Source organism: Streptomyces sp. NPDC041968 (assembly GCF_055589025.1).
The window spans coordinates 1,031,590-1,051,367 of the sequence record NZ_JBVJCB010000001.1 but is presented as its reverse complement, the minus strand read 5'-3'; the positions used below and the strand labels follow the sequence as shown (position 1 = coordinate 1,051,367).

Annotated in this window: 17 protein-coding genes and 1 tRNA gene; 6 read left to right on the top strand and 12 right to left on the bottom strand. The window is 73.7% G+C overall.

Annotation, left to right across the window (positions count from 1 at the left end; translation table 11 throughout):
• Positions 1 to 182 precede the first annotated feature (182 nt).
• The 4 genes from ACZ6EG_RS04700 to ACZ6EG_RS04685 are packed head-to-tail and all read right to left on the bottom strand — an operon-like array spanning position 183 to position 5,194.
• On the bottom strand, positions 183 to 1,544 hold the full coding sequence (locus ACZ6EG_RS04700) for an AAA domain-containing protein (protein ID WP_391968129.1): 1,362 nt from the start codon (positions 1,542 to 1,544) through the stop codon (positions 183 to 185).
• Entirely contained in the window at positions 1,541 to 3,139 is a 1,599-nt protein-coding gene (locus ACZ6EG_RS04695; RefSeq protein ID WP_469601483.1) for a hypothetical protein, read from the bottom strand. Before ACZ6EG_RS04695 ends, ACZ6EG_RS04700 begins: the two co-directional genes overlap by 4 nt.
• Entirely contained in the window at positions 3,130 to 4,332 is a 1,203-nt protein-coding gene (locus ACZ6EG_RS04690) for a hypothetical protein (protein ID WP_469601480.1), read from the bottom strand. The genes ACZ6EG_RS04695 and ACZ6EG_RS04690 overlap by 10 nt, the downstream gene beginning before the upstream one ends.
• Entirely contained in the window at positions 4,229 to 5,194 is a 966-nt protein-coding gene (locus ACZ6EG_RS04685) for a phosphatase PAP2 family protein (RefSeq protein WP_469601477.1), read from the bottom strand. Before ACZ6EG_RS04685 ends, ACZ6EG_RS04690 begins: the two co-directional genes overlap by 104 nt.
• Positions 5,195 to 5,388: 194 nt before the next feature.
• Here ACZ6EG_RS04685 and ACZ6EG_RS04680 point away from each other — a divergent pair, with 194 nt between their 5' ends.
• Entirely contained in the window at positions 5,389 to 5,985 is a 597-nt protein-coding gene (locus ACZ6EG_RS04680) for a histidine phosphatase family protein (protein WP_391968126.1), read from the top strand.
• Positions 5,986 to 6,248: 263 nt separating this feature from the next.
• Here the strand turns inward: ACZ6EG_RS04680 and ACZ6EG_RS04675 are convergent, their stop codons facing one another.
• Positions 6,249 to 7,733 (bottom strand): tetratricopeptide repeat protein, encoded by a 1,485-nt coding sequence (locus ACZ6EG_RS04675; protein ID WP_391968125.1) that lies wholly within the window; start codon positions 7,731 to 7,733, stop codon positions 6,249 to 6,251.
• A 297-nt stretch (positions 7,734 to 8,030) separates the two neighbouring features.
• On the opposite strand from ACZ6EG_RS04675, the gene ACZ6EG_RS04670 reads away from it, so the two are divergent.
• Together ACZ6EG_RS04670 and ACZ6EG_RS04665 are read left to right on the top strand one after the other, a co-directional pair.
• Positions 8,031 to 8,414 carry a hypothetical protein gene (locus ACZ6EG_RS04670; RefSeq protein ID WP_391968124.1) on the top strand — a complete coding sequence of 128 codons (384 nt, stop codon included), beginning with the start codon at positions 8,031 to 8,033 and terminating at the stop codon, positions 8,412 to 8,414.
• A gap of 45 nt (positions 8,415 to 8,459) precedes the next feature.
• Positions 8,460 to 9,329 carry a spermidine synthase gene (locus ACZ6EG_RS04665; protein ID WP_391968123.1) on the top strand — a complete coding sequence of 290 codons (870 nt, stop codon included), beginning with the start codon at positions 8,460 to 8,462 and terminating at the stop codon, positions 9,327 to 9,329.
• A 1-nt stretch (position 9,330) separates the two neighbouring features.
• On the opposite strand, the gene ACZ6EG_RS04660 is transcribed toward ACZ6EG_RS04665, so the two are convergent.
• Positions 9,331 to 9,888 carry a hypothetical protein gene (locus tag ACZ6EG_RS04660; protein WP_391968122.1) on the bottom strand — a complete coding sequence of 186 codons (558 nt, stop codon included), beginning with the start codon at positions 9,886 to 9,888 and terminating at the stop codon, positions 9,331 to 9,333.
• Positions 9,889 to 10,018: 130 nt separating this feature from the next.
• Here ACZ6EG_RS04660 and ACZ6EG_RS04655 point away from each other — a divergent pair, with 130 nt between their 5' ends.
• Both ACZ6EG_RS04655 and ACZ6EG_RS04650 read left to right on the top strand, forming a co-directional pair.
• Positions 10,019 to 10,747 (top strand): response regulator transcription factor, encoded by a 729-nt coding sequence (locus tag ACZ6EG_RS04655; protein ID WP_391968121.1) that lies wholly within the window; start codon positions 10,019 to 10,021, stop codon positions 10,745 to 10,747.
• A complete protein-coding gene (locus ACZ6EG_RS04650) occupies positions 10,744 to 12,180 on the top strand; it encodes a sensor histidine kinase (RefSeq protein ID WP_391968120.1) in 1,437 nt (478 codons plus the stop codon). The genes ACZ6EG_RS04655 and ACZ6EG_RS04650 overlap by 4 nt, the downstream gene beginning before the upstream one ends.
• Positions 12,181 to 12,320: 140 nt before the next feature.
• Here the strand turns inward: ACZ6EG_RS04650 and ACZ6EG_RS04645 are convergent, their stop codons facing one another.
• The 4 genes from ACZ6EG_RS04645 to ACZ6EG_RS04630 form a co-directional block, all read right to left on the bottom strand.
• Complete coding sequence (locus ACZ6EG_RS04645; protein ID WP_391968119.1) at positions 12,321 to 13,760, bottom strand: GH1 family beta-glucosidase; 1,440 nt, start codon at positions 13,758 to 13,760, stop codon at positions 12,321 to 12,323.
• Between the two features lie 110 nt (positions 13,761 to 13,870).
• Positions 13,871 to 14,782: a carbohydrate ABC transporter permease gene (locus ACZ6EG_RS04640; protein ID WP_391968118.1), complete on the bottom strand. Its 912-nt coding sequence runs from the start codon at positions 14,780 to 14,782 to the stop codon at positions 13,871 to 13,873.
• Positions 14,783 to 14,794: 12 nt separating this feature from the next.
• Entirely contained in the window at positions 14,795 to 15,805 is a 1,011-nt protein-coding gene (locus ACZ6EG_RS04635) for a carbohydrate ABC transporter permease (RefSeq protein WP_383640495.1), read from the bottom strand.
• 5 nt (positions 15,806 to 15,810) lie between these two features.
• A complete protein-coding gene (locus tag ACZ6EG_RS04630) occupies positions 15,811 to 17,136 on the bottom strand; it encodes an ABC transporter substrate-binding protein (RefSeq protein WP_391968117.1) in 1,326 nt (441 codons plus the stop codon).
• Between the two features lie 364 nt (positions 17,137 to 17,500).
• Here ACZ6EG_RS04630 and ACZ6EG_RS04625 point away from each other — a divergent pair, with 364 nt between their 5' ends.
• The gene (locus tag ACZ6EG_RS04625; protein ID WP_469601467.1) at positions 17,501 to 18,556 is read left to right on the top strand and encodes a LacI family DNA-binding transcriptional regulator; all 1,056 of its coding nucleotides are present in this window, start codon (positions 17,501 to 17,503) and stop codon (positions 18,554 to 18,556) included.
• Between the two features lie 98 nt (positions 18,557 to 18,654).
• Here the strand turns inward: ACZ6EG_RS04625 and ACZ6EG_RS04620 are convergent.
• Together ACZ6EG_RS04620 and orn are read right to left on the bottom strand one after the other, a co-directional pair.
• Positions 18,655 to 18,727 (bottom strand) — tRNA-His (locus ACZ6EG_RS04620).
• Between the two features lie 123 nt (positions 18,728 to 18,850).
• Positions 18,851 to 19,453, bottom strand: a complete 603-nt coding sequence (gene orn, locus ACZ6EG_RS04615; RefSeq protein ID WP_356603676.1) for an oligoribonuclease — start codon at positions 19,451 to 19,453, stop codon at positions 18,851 to 18,853.
• Positions 19,454 to 19,778 lie beyond the last annotated feature (325 nt).

Below are 19,778 nucleotides of genomic sequence, written 5' to 3'. Positions count from 1 at the left end.
CGCGGCACGTGTTCGGTGCTGAAATCTTAGCCCTAAAGGAAACCACCGACACCGACGCGGCCAGGGGGTGTTCACGGTGGGCCTCCCCCCCCGTCCGGGCTGTGTCTTCGGGCCGCCTCCGGCGGCGTGCCGGACTCCGTCCGGCCCATCGGGGGCGTCGCGGTGCCGGGTCACCCGGTGCGTCAGGGGCGCCACGCCACCCGGTGCTCCGCCAGGAGGGCCAGCACCGCGTGGTTCGCCTCCCACCCGTCCGGGAACTTCACCAGGGTGCCGAGCTGCACCGGCTCGGTGGACGGATAGTCGTCCAGCAGGTCGCCCACCCCCTCCCGGCAGACCACGATGCACGCGTGCCGGTGCCGGGAGGCCAGGACGCACAGGCGGCCCGTCTCCAGGTGGAAGGCGGTGGCGTCGGGGCGGCCGGAGAGCGGGTGCAGGACGACCGTGACGTCGTACTCACGCCCCTGCAGACGGTTGGCCGTGTCGACGGTCACCTCGGTCACCCCGAGGTCGGCCAGCGCGGCCCGCACCGCCGCCGCCTGGTCGCGGTGCGCGGTGCCGACGGCGATGCGGTCCGCGCCCAGCGGCACCGGATCGGGCGAGCGCTCGGACGTCGCCGCCCCCTCCCGGTCGAGGAGCCGCCGGACCACCGCCGCCACCGCCCGCACCGCCTCCGGGTCGGTGCGGGGCGTGTGCCGCGCGGGCAGCTCCAGCAGACCCCAGCCGGACCGTGCCGCCTCGTCGATCACCCGGTCCGGACCCGACCCGTCCGACGCCACCGCGAAGGCCAGACTCCGGTCACCGTGCCCCGTGCCGCTGCGGAACGGCGTGTACGGGTAGAAGGCGTCGGACACCAACGGAGCCGCCGACGCCGGCAGCCGCCACGACACCGGCAGCCGGTGCTGCGGCAGCGACGGGTTGTGCGCGAGGAGCGTCGTCACGGCGGAGGCCGACGGGTCGTACGCCAGGCCCGCCCACTGCTCGCTGCCCACCGTCGCGAACGGGTCCAGCTGACCCGGGTCGCCCACGAACAGCGCCCGCTCGAACAGCCCCGCCACGGCCAGCAGCGCGTCGGAGCGCATCTGGTACGCCTCGTCGACGATCGCGTGCCGCCACGGCTCGTCCACCGCGACGTGCGCCCACTTCGCGGCGGTCGACAGGACGACGGCCTGTCCGGCGAGATCGGCGGCCTTCGCCGACTTGCGTACGTTCGCCAGCTCGTCGAGCGCCTTGTCGTACGGGTCGGCGTCACTGCTGTGCAGGCGCCCCACCGGCAGGTCCGGGTTCTTCTCGGCGAGGCGCAGGACCAGGTCGTCGACCTGGGCGTTGGTCTGCGCCACGACCATCAGCGGACGGCCGGCCTCGGCCAGCTCCAGCGCCGCCCGCACGACGAGCGTGGACTTGCCGGCGCCGGGCGGGGAGTCGACGACGACACCGCGCTCGGTGCCGTGCAACGTGTCGTGGAGGATCGCGGCGGTGGCGCGGGCGGCCTCCGCGCCCGGGTCGAAGGCCGGGGCGGCGGGCGCGGCGGGGGCCTCGGCGGTCACAGCACGTCCTCCTCGGTCTGGGCGTCGGCCGCCTCCGGTACGGCGGCCGTCTCACCGGGCGGTCCGCCGTGCGTCCACGGGGTCCGGTCCGGGTCGGGCAGCTTCGCCCCGCCCCGCTGCTCGTGCTCGAACAGGGTGAAGCAGACCCGGTCCCCCTTCTCGGGCACCGAACCGGCCTCGGGCTCCCTGCCGCGGCCCATCTTGTCCACGAGGCGCAGCACGAGGACGCCCTCGTCCTCCTGCCCGACGTACTCCGCCGCCTGCGGCCGACCGCCCAGCGACCGGAACACCCTGGCCCGCTCGGCCGGCTGCGGCCGGTCGTCCGTGCGGACCGTCACCAGCGGACGCGGACTGGGCCGCTTGCTCTCGCTGTACGCCATCACGACCTCGACGACCTCCCCGGCGAAGGCCTCCCCGGCCAGCCGCCGCCCGGCCATCACCAGCGGATCGTCCAACGCCTCCTGGGCATCGAGCCGGGCCTGCTCCCGCTCGCGGGTGGCGAGCTTGTTGGCCGCGGTCACCGCGTCGTCGTGGCGCGGCTGCGGGGGCTCGCCGGCCAGGATGCGGTCGCGGTGGGAGGTGAACGACCAGCGGTCCCGGGTCCAGCGCTCCTCGACGTGCCCGCCGGCGGGCAGTGCCCGCAGCAGGTCCAGTCCCCGCCACACCGCGTCCCAGGTGGGCCGCGTACGGCTCTCGACCAGGGCGCGGATCTCCCGCTCGGCGGCGGTGAGCGCGCCGAGGCGGTCGTCCGCCTCCAGGCCGTCCTCGGCGGCGGCGAGCGCGGTGCGGGCCCGGTCGTAGCGCTCGATGGCGGGGGCGAGGAGCCTGTTGTCGAAGGCCGGGTCGGTCGCCGGGCCCGCCGGCGGGCACAGCAACTGGCCGTCGGCGTCGCGGGCCAGCTCGGCCCGCCGCGCGGCCTCCGCACCGGTCGGCCCCTCGGCGCCCGGCGCGATCCAGGCCAGCAGCGCGCCCAGGTGCTGGTCCTCCAGCGTGGACTGCCCGGTCGCCCAGTGCCGGCCCAGCAGGTCGGTCACGGCGAGGAGGAGGGAGGAGCCGGGGACCCGGGCCCGCTCGCCGTAGTGGGTCAGCCACCGGCCGAGCAGCGGCACCCTCGGCGGCGCCGGGTGCGGGGTGTCCGGGTCCTGCTCCGCCGTACGCCGGAACCGCATCGACCGGCCCAGCAGCCGTACGAAGTCGACGCCCGCGCGGCTGGGCACGATCAGCTGCGCCGCGTCGGCGCACAGGTCGACCTCGACCTTGACCCGCCTGCCCGTCTCCGGGTCGGTCTCGGTGCGCTCGGCGGCCTCGACGCTGTCGGCGTACGCCTCCACGTGCGGCAGCACGATGTCGGCCAGCTCGGCCAGGAAGGCGAACCGCAGGTCGCGGTCGCGGGGCTGCGGCACGACCAGCAGCCGCGGCGCGTCCCGGTCCGTGCCGACCAGGGCGCCGAGCGGGGCACCGGCCTCACCGGCGGTGGTCAGCGGGACGAAGACCAGCGGACGGTCGGACAGATGCCGGTGCCGGACGGTGGCGGCGGGCTCGGCGCGGCCCGCGCGCACGGCCTCCAGCCGGGCGAGCGTGGTGATCAGCGACATCCGGGCACTCCGCTCGTCCCCGCACCGGCCGCCGCGAGGGCCTCCGCGCGCAGCCGCGCCGCCCTGCGCAGGGCGGCCACCGCCGGGTCGTCCGGATCACCGGCCTCCCCGCGGGCCGCGGCCAGCACGTCCTCGACCGTCGCCAGGCCGCCCAGCTCGGCCCGTACCGATCGGCCCAGTGCGGTCACCGCACCGGCCTCGCGGGACCGGGCACGGCAGTGGAAGGCCAGCTCGCAGGCGGAGAGGCACTCGGGCGCGTACGTCGCCGGCACCGCCTCGACGGCGGTCGCCAGCTCCTCGGCCGGCAGCTCGGGGGAGAAGCAGACGCCGTCGGGAAGCGCGTCGGCGATGTCCTCGATGCGGGTCAGCCGCGCCAGCTGGCGCTCGGTCACCGCACGCTGCTTGCGCACGTCGACCGCGGAGGAGGCGGGCAGGTTGGAGAAGTCCTTCGGGCAGACGAGGAGGACGCGGTGGCGCACCCGGGGGGCCGGCTCCAGCCGGGCGGCGACCCGCTCCAGTGCCAGCACGTACACCGCGGCCTGCCGCGCGGCGGCGCCGACCTTCGCCGGGTCGGCGGAGCCGTCCAGCATCGGGAAGGACTTGATCTCGACGACGCTCCAGCTGCCGTCCGGATGCACGACCACCGCGTCCGGCTCGAGGAACGCGGGGGAGCCGGCGACGTCCAGGGCGAGCATCGGGTGATCGAGCAGCGTCCAGGTGCCGGGTGTGCCGGTGGCCTCCCGCAGCGCCAGCGAGGTGCGGGCCGCGCGGCCCTCGGGTCCGGTCGCCGACAGGTCGGGCACATGGGCGCCGGCGGGCGGCTCGGCGCCCCGGTCCAGCCGCTCGTGCGCCAGCCGCAGCAGCTCGGCGCCGCCGTCCGCCTTGACCCGGGCCTCGAAGGCGTTGCCCCGCATGAACGCGAACTGCGACTGCCCGAAGACCGCCGGCGAGCCCAGCGCGTCGGCGAGCGAGGCCTTGTCCACTCCGGCGCCGTCGAGGATCGCGCGCCGCCGGCAGCCCGGGTTGGCGGCGAGGGCGGCCAGGGCCCGCGCGTCCAGCGCCTTGGCCGGCACGTCGGGGCCGCGCAGCTCAGCGAGCCGGTGCCGGAGTCTCGTCCCCCGCGTCCGAGGGGGAGGGGTCCGGCTCGGCTCCCGGTCCGACCCGTGGCTCGCGCTGACGTGGAAATCGCTCACCCGCGGAAGTCTGGCATCCACCACTGACAATCGGGGAACCCGCGCCGTCCGGGGCAGGTGAGGCCGGTGCGGAACGGGTGGTGAAGCGGGCTATCAGGCCGCCCCGGACGCGCTCCGCCGTCCGCTGCACGTACGGCGTCAGCAGCAGACCGGCGCCCATCACGGTCGCGCCCGCGACCGCGTCGAGGAAGTAGTGGTTCGCGGTGCCCATCACCACGATCGTGGTCACCAGCGGGTAGAGGACGCCGGCCACCTTCGTCGCGCGGGTGCCGCCGTAGCGCCACAGCATCACCCCGCACCACAGCGACCAGCCCACGTGCAGGCTCGGCATGGCCGCGTACTGGTTGGTCATCCCGCCCAGACCGCGCGGCGCGCTCGCCTCGCCGCCCCACCAGCCGTACGTGCTGTACTGCGCCATCGTGTCGACGAAGCCGTGGCCCGCCTCCAGCAGCCGGGGCGGGCAGGTCGGGAGCAGGGTGAAGCCGATGAGGCCGATGAAGGTGGAGGTCATCAGCCAGGTGCGGGCGGCCCGGTAGCGGACCGTGCGCGAGCGGAAGATCCATATCAGGATCAGCGGGGTGATCAGGTAGTGCAGCGACGCGTACCAGAAGTCGGCCGGTATCCCTATCCAGGGTTCGCGGGTGAAGAGCCGGTTGAGCGGGTGCTCCGCGTTCAGGAAGAGGGCCTTCTCCACGCGCAGGATCGCCAGCCCGTGCTCGACCGCGTCCGCCTCGTCGCCCCGCACCATCAGACGGCCCGCGGAGTAGCAGGCGTAGACGAGGAGGATGAGCGGCAGCTCGGTCCACCAGCGCGGTCGGGACCTCGGGGGCGCATCGGTGCCCGGTGTCCTGGTGTGCGGCAATCCGATCGCCCTCCCCCTTCGTTCTCGCGCGCGCCTGGACCGACACGGACGTGCCACTCTACGGCCTTGCCGGGCCCGCCTCACGGGACGCCCTCGGCCCTGGAAGACGCCGCGATCGCCCCCCGGGTTGCCCGCGCGGGGGGTGCGCGATGATGGAGGGGCCCCTATGACATTCCTCCCGGAAAGGCCCCTTCATGGCACCGCGCATCCTGCTGGCCCGGCACGGACAGACCGAGTGGTCGCTGTCCGGCAAGCACACCGGCAGGACCGATGTGCCGCTGCTGGAGGAGGGCCGGCGCGGAGCCAAGCTGCTCGGCGAGCGGCTGCACCGGGCGCCGCTCGACGGGCTGCCCGGCCTCGAGGTGCGCACCAGCCCCCTCGCCCGCGCGCGGGAGACCTGCGAACTCGCCGGCTTCGGTGACCGCGCCCGGCCCTGGGACACGCTGATGGAATGGGACTACGGGGCGTACGAGGGCATGACGCCGGCCGAGATCCAGGCCGTGCGGCCCGGCTGGCTGATCTGGCGGGACGGGGTCCCGGACGGGGAGAGCCTGGCGGACGTCACCGCGCGTGCGGACGAGGTCGTCGCCTGGGCGCGCGAGGCGGACCGCGACGTGCTGGTCTTCGCCCACGGGCACATCCTGCGGTCGATCGGGGCGCGGTGGCTGGGGCTGCCGCTGGACTTCGCGGCCCGGATACGCCTGAACCCGACGTCGCTGTCGGTGCTGGGCTGGGCCTACGGGGAACCGGCCCTGGAGAGCTGGAACGACCTGGGACACCTGGCGGGCTGACCGAAGCACCGCGGTTCCGCGGTTCCGCGGTCCCGCTGTGCTGCCGTAGCGCGCCGTGCGGCTGTGCTGCCGTGGTCCGTGGCGGTGGCGGTGGCCGTGGCACGTAGCCCGCAGCCCGCAGCGCCGTGCTGCCGTGCCGCCGCGCCGCCGCGCACCGAGCGCGGCGGACGGCGGTCGGAAGGCGCGGACCAGCGGCCACCCCTCGCTGTCGACACCGCGAGACATCCTTGCTCACCGCCGGAGGCACCCCGCGGTGACGAAGGTCATGCCGTGCGCGGCAGTGACGCGTGGCGTTCCAGGAAGGCCGACACCCCCGACGCCCGCCGGTGCGGCAGCAGCACCCGGGCCGTGCCCGCCAGCATCGTGTGAATGCGGGACGACTGGACCTCGCCCAGCAGGTCCAGGACCCTCAGGCCCGCCCCGGCCGCCTCGTCGGGGCGGCCGCCGCGGGCGAGGTCGTCCGCGAGTTCCGCCGTGTACAGCGCGAGGTTGCGGGTGAAGTGCGGGTCCTGCGAATCGGCGGCGCGGCGCGCGTGCCGGGCCGCACGCGGCCAGTCGCCCAGGGTGGACCAGCACTGGGCCTCCAGTCCCGCCAGCTCGGCCTCGCCGTAGAAGCTCATCCACTCGGGGTCGGCGTCCGAGACACCCCGCCCGAAGAAGGCCTGCGCGCGGGCCAGCGCCTGTTCGCAGCCGACCCGGTCGGCGAGCCCGGCCCAGCCGCCTGCCTCGCGCAACGCGAGCAGGGACATCAGCCGCGCCGAGCCCAGCGGACGGGCGGCGCGCTGCGCGGCCTGCGCCGCCCGCACCGCCTCGCGGGGACGCCCGGCGTCACGGGCGAGGAACGCCATGTTGCAGAAGGCGTGCGCCTCCAGCCCCGGGTCGCCCGTCACCCGGGCGGTGGCGAGGGCCTCGGCGTAATGGGAGCGCGCGTCGTCGAAGCGCCCGGAGTCGTGTGCCAGCCAGCCCACGGAGATCGCCAGTTCCCCGGCGCCCGAGTAGAGCCGGTCGGCCGTCGCCTGCCGGGTCGCGCCGGCGTCCAGGAGCGCGTAGGCGGTGCGCAGCGGGGCCGTCGCACGCCGGTAGAGACCGTCCGCGCCGTGCCGGTCGTCGAGCAGCCGGATCCGGCGGACGGCCTCCTCCAGCGCGCCCGCGTCGCCTGCCCCCGCCCGGCGCACGGGGCGTCCCGCCGCCGCGGCGTCGAGGGCGAGCCCCAGAGGGCCCAGCGAGGCGGCGGCCATCGTGGCACCGCTCGTCATGAATGCGCGACGCAGCACGTCGCTCTCCTCGTTGTTGTCGTGCGTGTGGTACGGGTCCTGCGTGTCACACGGCTCAGACGGCGCATGCAGCCGATGCAGCTCATGGAGCCCATAGGGCTCGGCCACGCCTCTTGTCTCACACGAGGCGTGCGGCGCCCCGCCGAGGTGCGCCGGGAGCGCGTCCTCGGCGGTGCGCGCCCGGCGCCCGCGGACCGACGAGCGGGGCGCGAACCCCAGGTCGGTGAGCGTGCGGCCGGGGAACATGTGGAGGAACACCCGCTCGTACGCGTAGTTGGGGCACCGGATCTCACCCGCCTCGACCCGGCCGACGTAGCGCGCGTCACAGCTGACCCGCTCGCCGATCTCGCGGGCGGCCCGGCGCACCGCCGCCGCGAACTCGGCCGGCGAGCGCTTCCCGCGCAACCGCCGGAAGGCAAGGTTGGGCCGCGGGGGCCGGTCGGGCTGGGCGGAGGTCACCGTCGACGACGCCATGGCCGGGTCCTCTCGTGCGAACCGTCGAACCATGCCGGAGCGAAGGCGACTTGTGCGGATTGCTCCGCTTGTCACCCTCGCGTCCGGCGAGCAAGAACGTACCTGCTGTGACGGTGCGACTACGCGGTGTTTGCCTACAAACCGGATATCCCATCCACGATCTGCCATGAACTGCCATCCTTTGCGGCTGACTTCCGCCGTAGCCGTTGACGGCCTGACGCGTTGGACCCTGTGGACCGGGAGACCCCCGACTCCCGACCCGCTCGTCCGAGGAGGAGTTCCGTGGTGGAGGCCGGGATGGATACCAGACCAAGCAGCGATCCCCCCTGCGACGCCTGCGACGTCGTGACCGTGCCGACCCGGCAGGGTCTGGAGGCGGTCGACATCCTCAGGCGGGGCGCCGGCGAGGGAGTGGGGCCGGTGATCCACGACGACGGCTGCGACACCCTGGGGTTCCTGGTGCCCTCCGGCACGGCCGCCGCCTGGGACGTGCCGGGCAGCACCTGCACGGAGACGGACGGCCGGGGACTGCGCCTCGTCCCGGACCCCCAGCCCCCCGTCGAGGGCTCGGGCTGGCTGGTGCCGCCCGGCGAGGCCGACCTCGCGACCGACCCGGCCGTGCTGCGGGCCGCGCTGGGCGAGGCGGCCCGGCTGATCGAGGCCGCCGACAGCTGCCGCTGAGCCACCCCTCGACCCGCGGTCGGCGGGCGGTCCGATAATGGCCCGATGGGAAAGTCCAGGAACGCCCGCCGCGGGCGCGCTGCCGCCGAAACCGTCGCCGAGCACGTCGACGGCGGGCTCGCCGAGCTGGTCCCGGACCGGGAGCGGCCCAGGGCCTGGACCCTGCTGATCGACGGCGCCCCCCAGTCGCACGTCGACCTCGACGACCCGGCGTACCTCTCCTTCGAGTACCAGCGCCGCCTCGGACACGTCATCGACCTGGCCGCCCCGCCCGGCAAGCCCGTCCAGGCCGTGCACCTCGGCGGGGGCGCCTTCACCCTCGCCCGCTACGTGGCCGCCACCCGCCCCCGCTCCACCCAGCAGGTCGTCGAGCGGGACGCGGGCCTCGTCCAGCTGGTCCGGCGTGAGCTGCCGCCGGACCCCGGCGCACGCATCCGGGTGCGCTCCGCCGACGCCCGCGCCGGGCTGGCGAAGGTGCCCGACGGCTGGGCGCGGCTGGTCCTCGCGGACGTGTTCAGCGGGGCCAGGACACCGGCCCACCTGACGTCCACCGAGTTCCTCGACGAGGTCCGGCGCGTCCTCGCGCCCGGCGGGGTCTACGCCGCCAACATCGCCGACGGCCCGCCCCTCGCCCACCTGCGCGGCCAGATCGCCACCGCCGCCGCCCGGTTCCCGCAGCTCGCGCTCGTCGCCGACCCGGCCGTGCTGCGCGGCAGACGGTTCGGCAACGCGGTCCTCGTCGCCTCCGACCAGCCGCTGCCGGTCGGTGAACTCACCCGCCGGGCCGCCTCCGACCCCCACCCGGCGCGCGTGGAGCACGGCCGCGCGCTGACCGACTTCGCCGGCGGGGCCGCACCCGTGACGGACGCGGCGGCGGTGGCCTCGCCCGCCCCGCCGGCCTCCGTCTTCCAGTGACTCAGTAGCTCCCGATCTCCACCCGCGGCGGCCCGTCGTGCCAGGTGCAGAACACCGACACCCGGTCGGCGCCCGAGGTGAACTCCACCCGGATCCACGACTCCGTCTTCCACACCTGCATCGACCAGCCGGCCCCAGGCGTCGCCGACACCAGGGACGCGGAGGACGTACCGAGGTCGAAGACCGCGCGGCCGCCGTCCGTGTCGTAGCTCCGGACGCGGCCGGACGCCGTGGGGGAGTGCTCGGACGCGGCGGGGGCGGAGGGCGTCGCCTTCCGCGACGGTGCGGGGTCCGGCTCGCGAGGTGTCCCGCTCCGGGTGGGCGAGGCGCTGCCCGACGGCGACGGCCGCCGGGTGGACGACACCGACGGCACCGAGTCCGCGGCACCGTCCGGCTCACGGGTGTCCCGCACGGACGCGTCGGCCGCCGTGATGGGCAGCGCGCGGGGCGCGTCGTAGGCCGTGCCCGCCATCACCGTGTGGACGCCCCACCACGACAGGGTGACCGCCGCGCCCGTGGCGAGCAGCCAGGCCAGTACGTGTACGAGTCCTCTGCGCATCGCGGCCATACTGCCTCACGCGTCACACGCGTGTCGCCCCTGCGCGGGCGGAACGGCAAGGGCCCGGGTGCGGACCGGAGTTGTCCACAGGCCCGCACCGGGCTCGTCCGCATGGCGTACGGTGCCGCCCATGGCAAGTGTGCTCGTGGTCGAGGACGACCAGTTCGTACGCTCGGCGCTCATCCGGCACCTGACCGACGCCGCACACACCGTGCGCAGCGTGGGTACGGCACTGGAGGCGCTGCGCGAGGTCGCCCATTTCCGCTTCGACGTGGTGATCCTGGACCTCGGACTGCCCGATCTGGACGGCTCCGAGGCGCTGAAGATGCTGCGCGGCATCACCGACGTCCCGGTGATCGTCGCCACCGCCCGGGACGACGAGGCGGAGGTCGTACGGCTGTTGAACGCGGGCGCGGACGACTACCTCACCAAGCCGTTCTCCGTGGAGCACCTGTCGGCCCGGATGGCGGCCGTCCTGCGCCGGGCCAGGTCCGGCCCGGCCGAGGCGGCGCCGTCGACCGTCATCCGGGTCGGCGGACTCACCGTCGACCCGCTGCGCCGCCAGGCCGAACTGGACGGCGCCCGGCTCGACCTGACCCGCCGTGAGTTCGACCTGCTCGCCTTCCTGGCCGGACGCCCGGGCGTGGTCGTCCCCCGCAGGGAGCTGCTCGCCGAGGTCTGGCAGCAGTCCTACGGCGACGACCAGACCATCGACGTCCATCTGTCCTGGCTGCGGCGCAAGCTCGGCGAGACCGCGGCCCGGCCCCGTTACCTGCACACCCTGCGCGGTGTCGGCGTGAAGCTGGAACCGCCCGCCGACCGGCCCGCGGACCCGTCCGCGGTGGAGCCGCCACGATGAGATGGGCCCTGGTCAAGGTGTCCTTGGCGGTCACCGCGATGGTCGTGGTCGCCTTCGCGGTCCCGCTCGGCCTCGTCATCCGCGAGATGGCCCGGGACCGGGCCTTCGCGGGCGCCGAGCGGGAGGCCGCCGCCGTCGCCCCGGCGCTGTCCATCACCACCGATCGCGACCAGTTGGAACGCGTCGTCGCCTCCGCCGGCTCCGACGCCGGGATGGCCGTGCACCTTCCGGCGCCCGGTGCGCGGGCCGACGGCACGGACGGCGGAGCACGGCCCGGCACCGAGATCGGCCGCAGGCGCGTGGGGGACGAGGACATCGCCGCCGTCCGGGAGATGGGCCGTGCCTCCACCACCGAGGTGTCCGGCGGCTTCGCGCTGCTCCAGCCGGTCGCGCTCAGCACCGGTGAGATCGCCGTGGTCGAGGTGTACGTCCCGGAGTCCGCGGTCACCAACGGCGTCGCGACGGCGTGGGCGGTGCTCGCCGGGGTCGGCGTCGCCCTGATCGTCGGCTCGGTGGCGGTCGCCGACCGGCTGGGCGTGCGCATGGTGCAGCCCGCGCGGCGCCTGGTGGAGGGCGCCCACGAACTGGGGGAGGGCAAGCTGGGCGCCCGGGTGCCGGAGGAGGGGCCGAACGAACTGCGGCTCGCGGCGGTCGCCTTCAACTCCATGGCCGACCAGGTCGTCCAGCTCCTGGCCAACGAACGGGAACTGGCCGCCGACCTCTCCCACCGCCTGCGCACCCCGCTGACCGTGCTGCGGCTCAACGCGGCCTCGCTCGGCGAGGGACCGGCCGCCGAGCAGACCCGGGCCGCCGTCGAACAACTGGAGCGCGAGGTCGACACGATCATCCGCACCGCCCGGGACGCCAAGCCGCAGACGGCCGCGGCCGGTCCCGGCGCCGGGTGCGACGCGGCCGAGGTGGTCCGGGAGCGGATGGGGTTCTGGTCCGCGCTCGCCGAGGACGAGGGCCGCAAGTGGCGCGTGGCCGGGGCCGACCGTCCGGTGCGCATCCCCGTGGCCCGCGCCGACCTGGCCGCCTCCCTCGACGCCCTGCTCGGCAACGTCTTCCGGCACACCGCCGAGGGCACGGCCTTCGCCGTCGACCTGCACAACGGGGAGGACGCGGTGATCGTGCTGGTCTCGGACGCGGGGCCCGGCATACCCGACCCCGAGGCGGCGATGGCCCGCGGCCGGGGTTCGGGCCACGACGGGTCGACCGGCCTCGGCCTGGACATCGTGCGCAGGCTGGCGGAGTCCACGGGCGGCGACGTCCGGATCGGCTCCTCCGTGCTCGGCGGCACCGAAGTACGCATCTGGATACAGCTGGACGGACGGGCGGCGCCGGCCCGGCGCGGGCACCGGGGCCCGGTCCGACGCCGCCGCAACCCCCGGCTGATCTCCTCCCTCAGGTCGACGACGCCACCCAGCTCGTGAGGTTCGCCGAGCCACAGGGGACTCGGCCGGCTGTCGAAGAAGGCCCTCGCCGCCCGTGAGTGAGCGCGGAGCACGCAAAGCGGGGCGCGGCACCCCCCGGATGCCGCGCCCCGCCACCGCTCCCCCCCGGGTGCGGTGGTCTACTCGGCCGCGTCCACCGGCGGCAGCGTCCCCGTGCGGGCCGCCCGCCCGTACCAGAGGGCGCTCGACTTCGGGGTGCGCTGCTGGGAGGCGTAGTCGACGTACACCGCGCCGAACCGCTTCTCGTAGCCGTAGGCCCACTCGAAGTTGTCCAGCAGCGACCACAGGTAGTAGCCGCGCACGTCGGCGCCGTCGGTGATGGCCCGGCGCACCGCCCTCAGGTGGCCGTCGAGGTAGGCGACCCGCTCGGGGTCGTGCACCGTGCCGTCCGCGCCGGGCTTGTCGTCGTAGGCGGCACCGTTCTCGCTGATGTACAGCGGCAGGCCCGGGGCCTCACGGCTGTAGCGCATGATCAGCTCGTGCAGGCCGGTCGGGTCGACGCTCCAGCCCATCTCCGTGCGCTCGCCCGGCGGCTGGTGGAAGGCGACGTCCTCGGCGGCGGGCCACGGCGAGTGGTCGCTCGCGCCGTGGCCGTCGGCCCGCGGGGCGCGCGAGTCGGCGTCGGCGGCCGACACCACGGTGGGCGTGTAGTAGTTGAGGCAGATCGCGTCGATCGGCTGGCGGATCAGGCCCAGGTCGCCGTCCTCGACGAAGGACCAGTCGGTGACCGGTGCCGTCGCCTCCAGCAGCGTCTGGGGATAGGCGCCGTGCAGGATCGGGCCGTGGAAGATCCCGCCGGAGAGGTCGTCGATCTTCCGCGCCGCCGCCTGGTCCGCGGGCTGCCGCGACAGCGGCCGGACGACGGAGGTGTTGAGGCTGATCGCGACCGAGTTGCGGGCCGGCATCACCGAGCGCAGGGCCACCGTGCCCAGGCCGTGGGCCAGGTTCAGGTGGTGCGCGGCGCGCAGCGAGGCCAGCGGGTCGGTCCGGCCGGGCGCGTGCACCCCGGAGGCGTAGCCCAGGAAGGCCGCGCACCAGGGCTCGTTGAGCGTGATCCACTGCTCCACCCGGTCGCCGAGCGCCTCGCCGACGATCTGCGCGTACTCGGCGAACCGGTATGCCGTGTCCCGCGCGGGCCAGCCGCCCGCGTCCTCCAGCTCCTGCGGCAGGTCCCAGTGGTAGAGGGTGACGGCCGGCCTGATCCCGGCGGCCAGCAGCTCGTCCACCAGACGGCGGTAGAAGTCCAGGCCCCGCTGGACGGCGGGCCCGCGGCCGGTCGGCTGCACCCGCGGCCAGGAGATGGAGAAGCGGTACGCGCCCAGCCCCAGCTCCGCCATCAGCGCCACGTCGTCGCGGTAGCGGTGGTAGTGGTCGACAGCGATGTCACCGTGGTCCCCGCCGGCGGTCTTCCCTGGCGTATGGCTGAAGGTGTCCCAGATCGAGGGGGTACGGCCGTCCTCCCGCACCGCGCCCTCGATCTGGTACGCCGAGGTGGCGGCTCCCCAGAGGAAGGCGGGCGGGAAGGTCACCGGGGTCACCGGCTTTGCGGACTCAAGCATGGAAGCGCTCCCATAGCAGGTCGTGACGGGTCGTGGAAGACCGACGGGTGGGAAGGACGAGGGGGAGGACGGGGCCGGGACGACGGTGACCCGGCCCCCGGGGTGGGGTGTCAGCCCTTGACGGCGCCCTGCATGATGCCGCCCACGATCTGCTTGCCGAAGATCGCGAAGACCAGCAGCAGGGGCAGCGTGCCGAGCAGCGCGCCACCCATGATCAGGGCCTGGTCCGGGGTGAAGCCGCGGCCGAGGCCCGCCACCGCCACCTGGACGGTCGGGTTGCCGTTCTGCGTCAGCACCAGGAACGGCCACAGGAAGTCGTTCCACACCTGCACGAACATCAGCATGCCCAGCACGGCCATCGCGGGCCGCGCCGCCGGGAACACCACGTGCCAGATCACGCGCCAGCTGCCGGCCCCGTCCACGCGCGCGGCCTCGATGATCTCGTCCGGCAGCGCCTGGAGCAGGTACTGCCGCATGAAGAACACGCCGAACGCGCTGACCAGCGACGGGAAGATCACCGCCTGGAGCTGGTCGGTCCAGTCCAGCTCGGCCACCATCATGTACAGCGGAATGATGCTGAGCTGCGGCGGGATCATCATCGTGCCGACCACGGTCAGCATCAGCGCGCTGCGGCCGCGGAACTTCAGCTTGGCGAAGGCGAAGCCGGCGATCGTCGACAGGAAGACGACGGTGACCGCCGAGATCCCCGCGACGATGGTGGTGTTGAGGATCGCCTCGCCCATGTTGGCGTCGGTCCAGGCGATCTCGATCTTGTCGAAGAGGTTGCCGCCGAACCAGAACGGCGGCGGCGTCTGGGCCAGCCGCTGGTTGTCGCGGGACGCGGCGATCGCCGTCCACACCAGCGGGAACAGCGAGCCCAGGGTGAACAGGGCGAGGATGATGTACGCGATGGGACCGGCGTGCATCTGGCCGCCGGCCCGGGCCGACTTGGACCGGCGCCGGCCCCGCCTGGGCGGCTCGGGCACCGGCTCGGCCGGGGGTTTCGTCAGGGTCGTCGTCACGGCCGGTTCTCCTTAACTACTGGCGCGCAACCGGCGCGAGATGACGTAGTTGACGATCCCGATCACGATGAGGATCAGGAACATCGTCCAGGCGATCGCGGAGGCGCGGCCCAGGTGCTGGTTGATCCAGCCCTGCTCGTACAGGTACAGGCCGAGCGTCTGGAACTGGTGCTGGGAGCCGCCCGAGGCGCCCTTGTTGGCGTCGAACAGCAGCGGCTCGCCGAACAGCTGCGAGGCGCCGATGGTCGACACGACGACCGTGAAGAGGATCGTCGGACGCAGCTGGGGCAGCGTGACGTGGATGAACTGCCGCCACCGGCTGGCACCGTCCAGCGCCGCCGACTCGTACAGGTCCTGCGGGATCGCCTGCATCGCGGCCAGGTAGATCAGCGCGTTGTAGCCGGTCCAGCGCCAGATGACGATCGACGAGACGGCGATCTGGGACGGCCACTTGTCGCTCTGCCAGTCGATCTTGTCGAGGCCGACCAGGTCGAGTGCCCAGTTGATCATGCCGTAGTCGCGGCCGAAGAGCAGCACGAAGACCAGCGACGCGGCGGCGATGGACGTCGCGTACGGCGCGAGCATCACGACGCGGTAGAAGGTGGAACCGCGCAGCTTGTAGTTGAGGATGTGCGCCAGGCCCATCGCCATCAGCAGCTGCGGCACCGTGGAGATGACGCCGATGGTCAGCGTGTTCTGCGCGGCGTTCCAGAAGAACTCGTCGTCGAAGATCCTGGTGAAGTTGTCCAGGCCCACCCACTTCATGTCGGTGGGCGCGGTCAGCTCCACCGTGTGCAGCGAGGCCCAGCCGGTGTAGAGCAGCGGGAACAGGCCGAAGGCCGCGAAGAGCAGGAAGAACGGGGAGACGAAGGCGTACGGGCTCCAGCGCAGGTCCCGCTGCCAGCGGCGGGAGAGCCGGGCCCGTTTCCTCGCCTCCTCGGGGGAGGCCGCGTCACCGGGCGGCCGGCCCGGGGCCGCGCCCCCCTTGACGGGGGGCGCGGCGGTGTCGTGCCGGGTGGTCATTCCGGTCACTTCTCCAGGTTGTTGTCGATGGTCTTGGTGGCGTTCTCCCAGGCCTCCTTGGGCGACTTGCCCTGGGTGACGAGGATGACGCCGTTGTCCGTCAGACCCTGCTGGATGATCTGGTCCTTCGGGCCGATCACCTGGGCCGGGATGGCCTCGGCGGCCTTGGCGAAGATGTCGCCGATCGGCGAGTCACCGGTCATCTCGTTCTTGGCGTCCTTCACCTGCGGCATCTCGTACGCGGCCGGCGCGCTCGGGAAGCTGCCCTGCACGGCGAAGAGCTTGGCCTGCTGCTCCGGCGCAGTCAGCCAGGCGACGAACTTCTGCGCCTCCTCGACGTTCTTGCCGCTCTTGGGCACGCCCAGGAAGGAGCCGCCCCAGTTGCCGGCGGTGGGCGCCGCGGCCACGTCCCACTTGCCGGCCGCGTCGGGCTGCGACTTGCCCTTGATGGTGCCGATCATCCACGGCGGGCAGGCCACGGTGGCGAACAGGTTGTTGGAGATGGTCTGCTCCCAGGACGGCTGGAACTGGGTCTGCGCCTGCACCAGGTCCTTCTCGGCCGCCTCCGCGGTCAGGTCGAAGGCCTCCTTGACGGCGGGGTTGTCCTTGTAGATGACCTTGCCCGAGGCGTCGTAGAACTTCTCCTCTTCACCGCCGAGGATGGCGTTGATCAGGCCGCCGGGCGAGTCCATGAAGTAGGTGTCCTTGCCGGCGCCCTTCTTGTACTTCTCACCGGCCGCGATGAACTTCTTCCAGTCGCCCGCCCACAGCGCGCTGACCTCGTCCCGGTCGGTCGGCAGACCCGCCTTCTCGAAGAGGTCCTTGCGGTAGCAGATGGCCATCGGGCCGATGTCGGTGCCGAGGCCGACCGCCTGGCCGTCCTTGGTGACGCCCTGCTTCCACTTCCAGTCCAGCCAGCCGGCGGGCTGCACGCCCTCGACCTTGGACAGGTCGACGAACTTGTCGGCCTGGGTGTTGACGACCTCGGCTATGTTGCCGACCTCGATGGCCTGGACGTCCTGGAGACCGCTGTCGGTGGTGAGGTGGTTGACCAGAGCGGGGTAGTAGTTCTCGTTCCGCTCGGTGACCGTCTCCTCGATGTTGATGTCCGGGTTGAGCTTCTCGTACTCCTCGTAGAGCCCGGCCTCCTTGAAGCCCATGGTGCCGAACAGGCCGAGGGTGATGGTGGTCTTGCCGCTGCTGTCGCCCGAGGAAGAGTTGTCCTCGTCCTTGCCGTCGTCGGCACAGCCGGCCAGCAGCCCGGCGCCCAGCGACGCGACGGCCGCGATGACCACCGCTCTGCGGGCGGTTCGTGTGCGTGCTGCTCGCATTGCGTCCTCCTGTTGCCCTGACGTGCCGACCCCCCGGCCAACTACTGGGTTGGACCCGCTGCTTCATGTGGTTCGTTCGACGCTGCGGCTCGGGCGGGGAACGTGCGGGATGTGTATGTGCCAGGTAGTGTGGGAGCGCTCCCACAAGTGATGTGTTGAAGAGTCGTCGGTCCGGGCGGGGGTGTCAAGGGAACGGACGCGACGAAGTGCGTTCAGTTATCGGCCTGTTAACTGGACGTTGCGAGCGGCGATGGGACGCCTCCCGGCGACGGGTGGCGGGCCCGGAGCCGGTCATTAGACCCGACCGGCCTGTTAAATTCCAGGCCAGCCGCAGAGTGCGGGGTCTCGACGGGAGGCGGAGCCGATGGCAAGCCACGGAGCGCGTGGGCGGAGCGGTGGCCGGCCCACCCTCGAAGAGGTGGCGGCACGGGCGGGCGTCGGCCGCGGCACGGTCTCCCGGGTGATCAACGGCTCCCCCCGGGTCAGCGACGCGACCCGGGCGGCTGTCGAGGCGGCGGTCGCGGAGCTGGGCTACGTCCCGAACACGGCGGCCCGTGCGCTGGCCGCCAACCGCACGGACGCGATCGCGCTGGTCGTGCCCGAGCCGGAGACGCGCTTCTTCGCGGAACCGTACTTCTCGGACATGCTGAAGGGTGTCGGCTCCGAGCTGTCCGACACCGAGATGCAGCTGCTGCTGATCTTCGCGGGCAGTGACCGCGAGCGGCAGCGCCTCGCCCAGTACCTGGCGGCGCACCGGGTGGACGGGGTGCTGCTGGTCTCGGTGCACGCCGACGACCCGCTGCCCGACCTGCTGTCCCAGCTGGAGATCCCCGCGGTGATCAGCGGCCCGCGCTCGGCCGCGGAGTCGCTGGCGTCGGTGGACTCGGACAACTTCGGCGGCGCCCGCTCGGCCGTCGAGCACCTGCTGGCCCGGGGGCGTCGCCGCATAGCGCACATCACCGGCCGCCTCGACGTCTACGGCGCCCAGCGGCGCGTCGACGGCTACCGGGAAGCCCTGCGCGACGCGGGCCACGAGCCGGACGAGGGGCTGATCGAGGCGGGGGACTTCACCGAGGAGGGCGGGCGCCGCGCCATGGCGGAGCTGCTGCGCCGCCGCCCCGACGTGGACGCGGTCTTCGCCGCCTCGGACGTCACCGCGGCCGGAGCGGGTCAGGTCCTGCGCGAGGCGGGCCGGCGCATCCCGGACGACGTGGCGCTGGTCGGCTACGACGACTCGGCCATCGCCCGTCACATGGAGCCGCCGCTGACCAGTGTGCGGCAGCCCATCGAGGGGATGGGCCGCGCGATGATCGACCTGCTGCTGACCGAGATCGCGGACCGCCGGCCGGCGGTCTCGCGCGGCCTGGACCGCCATCAGGTGGTGCTGGCGACGGAGCTGGTGGAGCGCAGGTCGTCGTGAGGGCGGGGGAGGGGCCGCGCGGAGGCGTGCGGCCCCGGCGGCCCGGGAACGCGATCAGCCGGTGCCCCTCTTGCGAGGGGCACCGGCTGATCTTTCAGGGTGAGTGACGGGACTTGAACCCGCGGCCACCTGGACCACAACCAGGTGCTCTACCAACTGAGCTACACCCACCGAGGCCGGCGCTGGAATCCCGTGTGGTGGGCTTCCCCGACCGGCTGAGAAAAAGTGTACAGGGTCCGAAGGGGTGCTCGCGCCAGCCTTTTCCCGGCGCCGCCGCGGGCCGGGCCGGTGCCCCTACGGGGCGCGCACCACGTGCTTGGCGGCGATCGCCTTCGCGGTGTCGGAGTCGGGGCCCGGCTGCGGGACGAAGACGGCCTCGCGGTAGTAGCGGAGCTCGGCGATGGACTCGCGGATGTCGGCGAGCGCGCGGTGGTTGCCGTTCTTCTCGGGGCTGTTGAAGTACGCCCGCGGGTACCAGCGGCGGGCCAGCTCCTTGATCGAGGAGACGTCGACGATGCGGTAGTGGAGGTAGCTCTCCAGCGTGGCCATGTCCCGCAGCAGGAAGCCGCGGTCGGTGCCGACGGAGTTGCCGCACAGCGGGGCCTTGCCCGGTTCCTTCACGTGTTCGCGCACGTACGCGAGGACCTGCGCCTCGGCGTCGGCGAGGGTCGTGCCGCCGTCGAGCTCGGCGAGCAGGCCGGACGCGGTGTGCATCTGACGCACCACCTCCGGCATCGTCTCCAGCGCCCGCTCCGGCGGACGGATGACGATGTCGACACCCTCGCCGAGGATGTTCAGCTCGGAGTCGGTGACGAGGGCGGCAACCTCGATGAGCGCGTCGTCGGACAGCGAGAGGCCGGTCATCTCGCAGTCGATCCACACCATGCGATCGTTCATGCGGACACCCTACGGCGGGCGCCCGCGGTCCGGTCCCCCGGCGTCGGCGTCGGCCTGGCACGAGGCCGACGCCCCGGGTCCCGAGCCCCGGGTCCCGCCCCTGTGCCGCACCCCGGGTACCGCCCCTGCGCCCGTGCCCCGCGTCCCGCCGCGACCGGCCGGCGCCGTCCGCCCTCGCACTCGGCGCCGGGACGCGCGTAGGAGCGGGTCGGGGGAGTGGAGGGCCGAGCGGGCGGAGTGCCCAAGGGACTGGGGGCGCCGGACGGGCCGGGAGTGCGGAACGGGCCGGGAACGCCGGACGGCCGGGGTGCCCGACCGGGTCGTA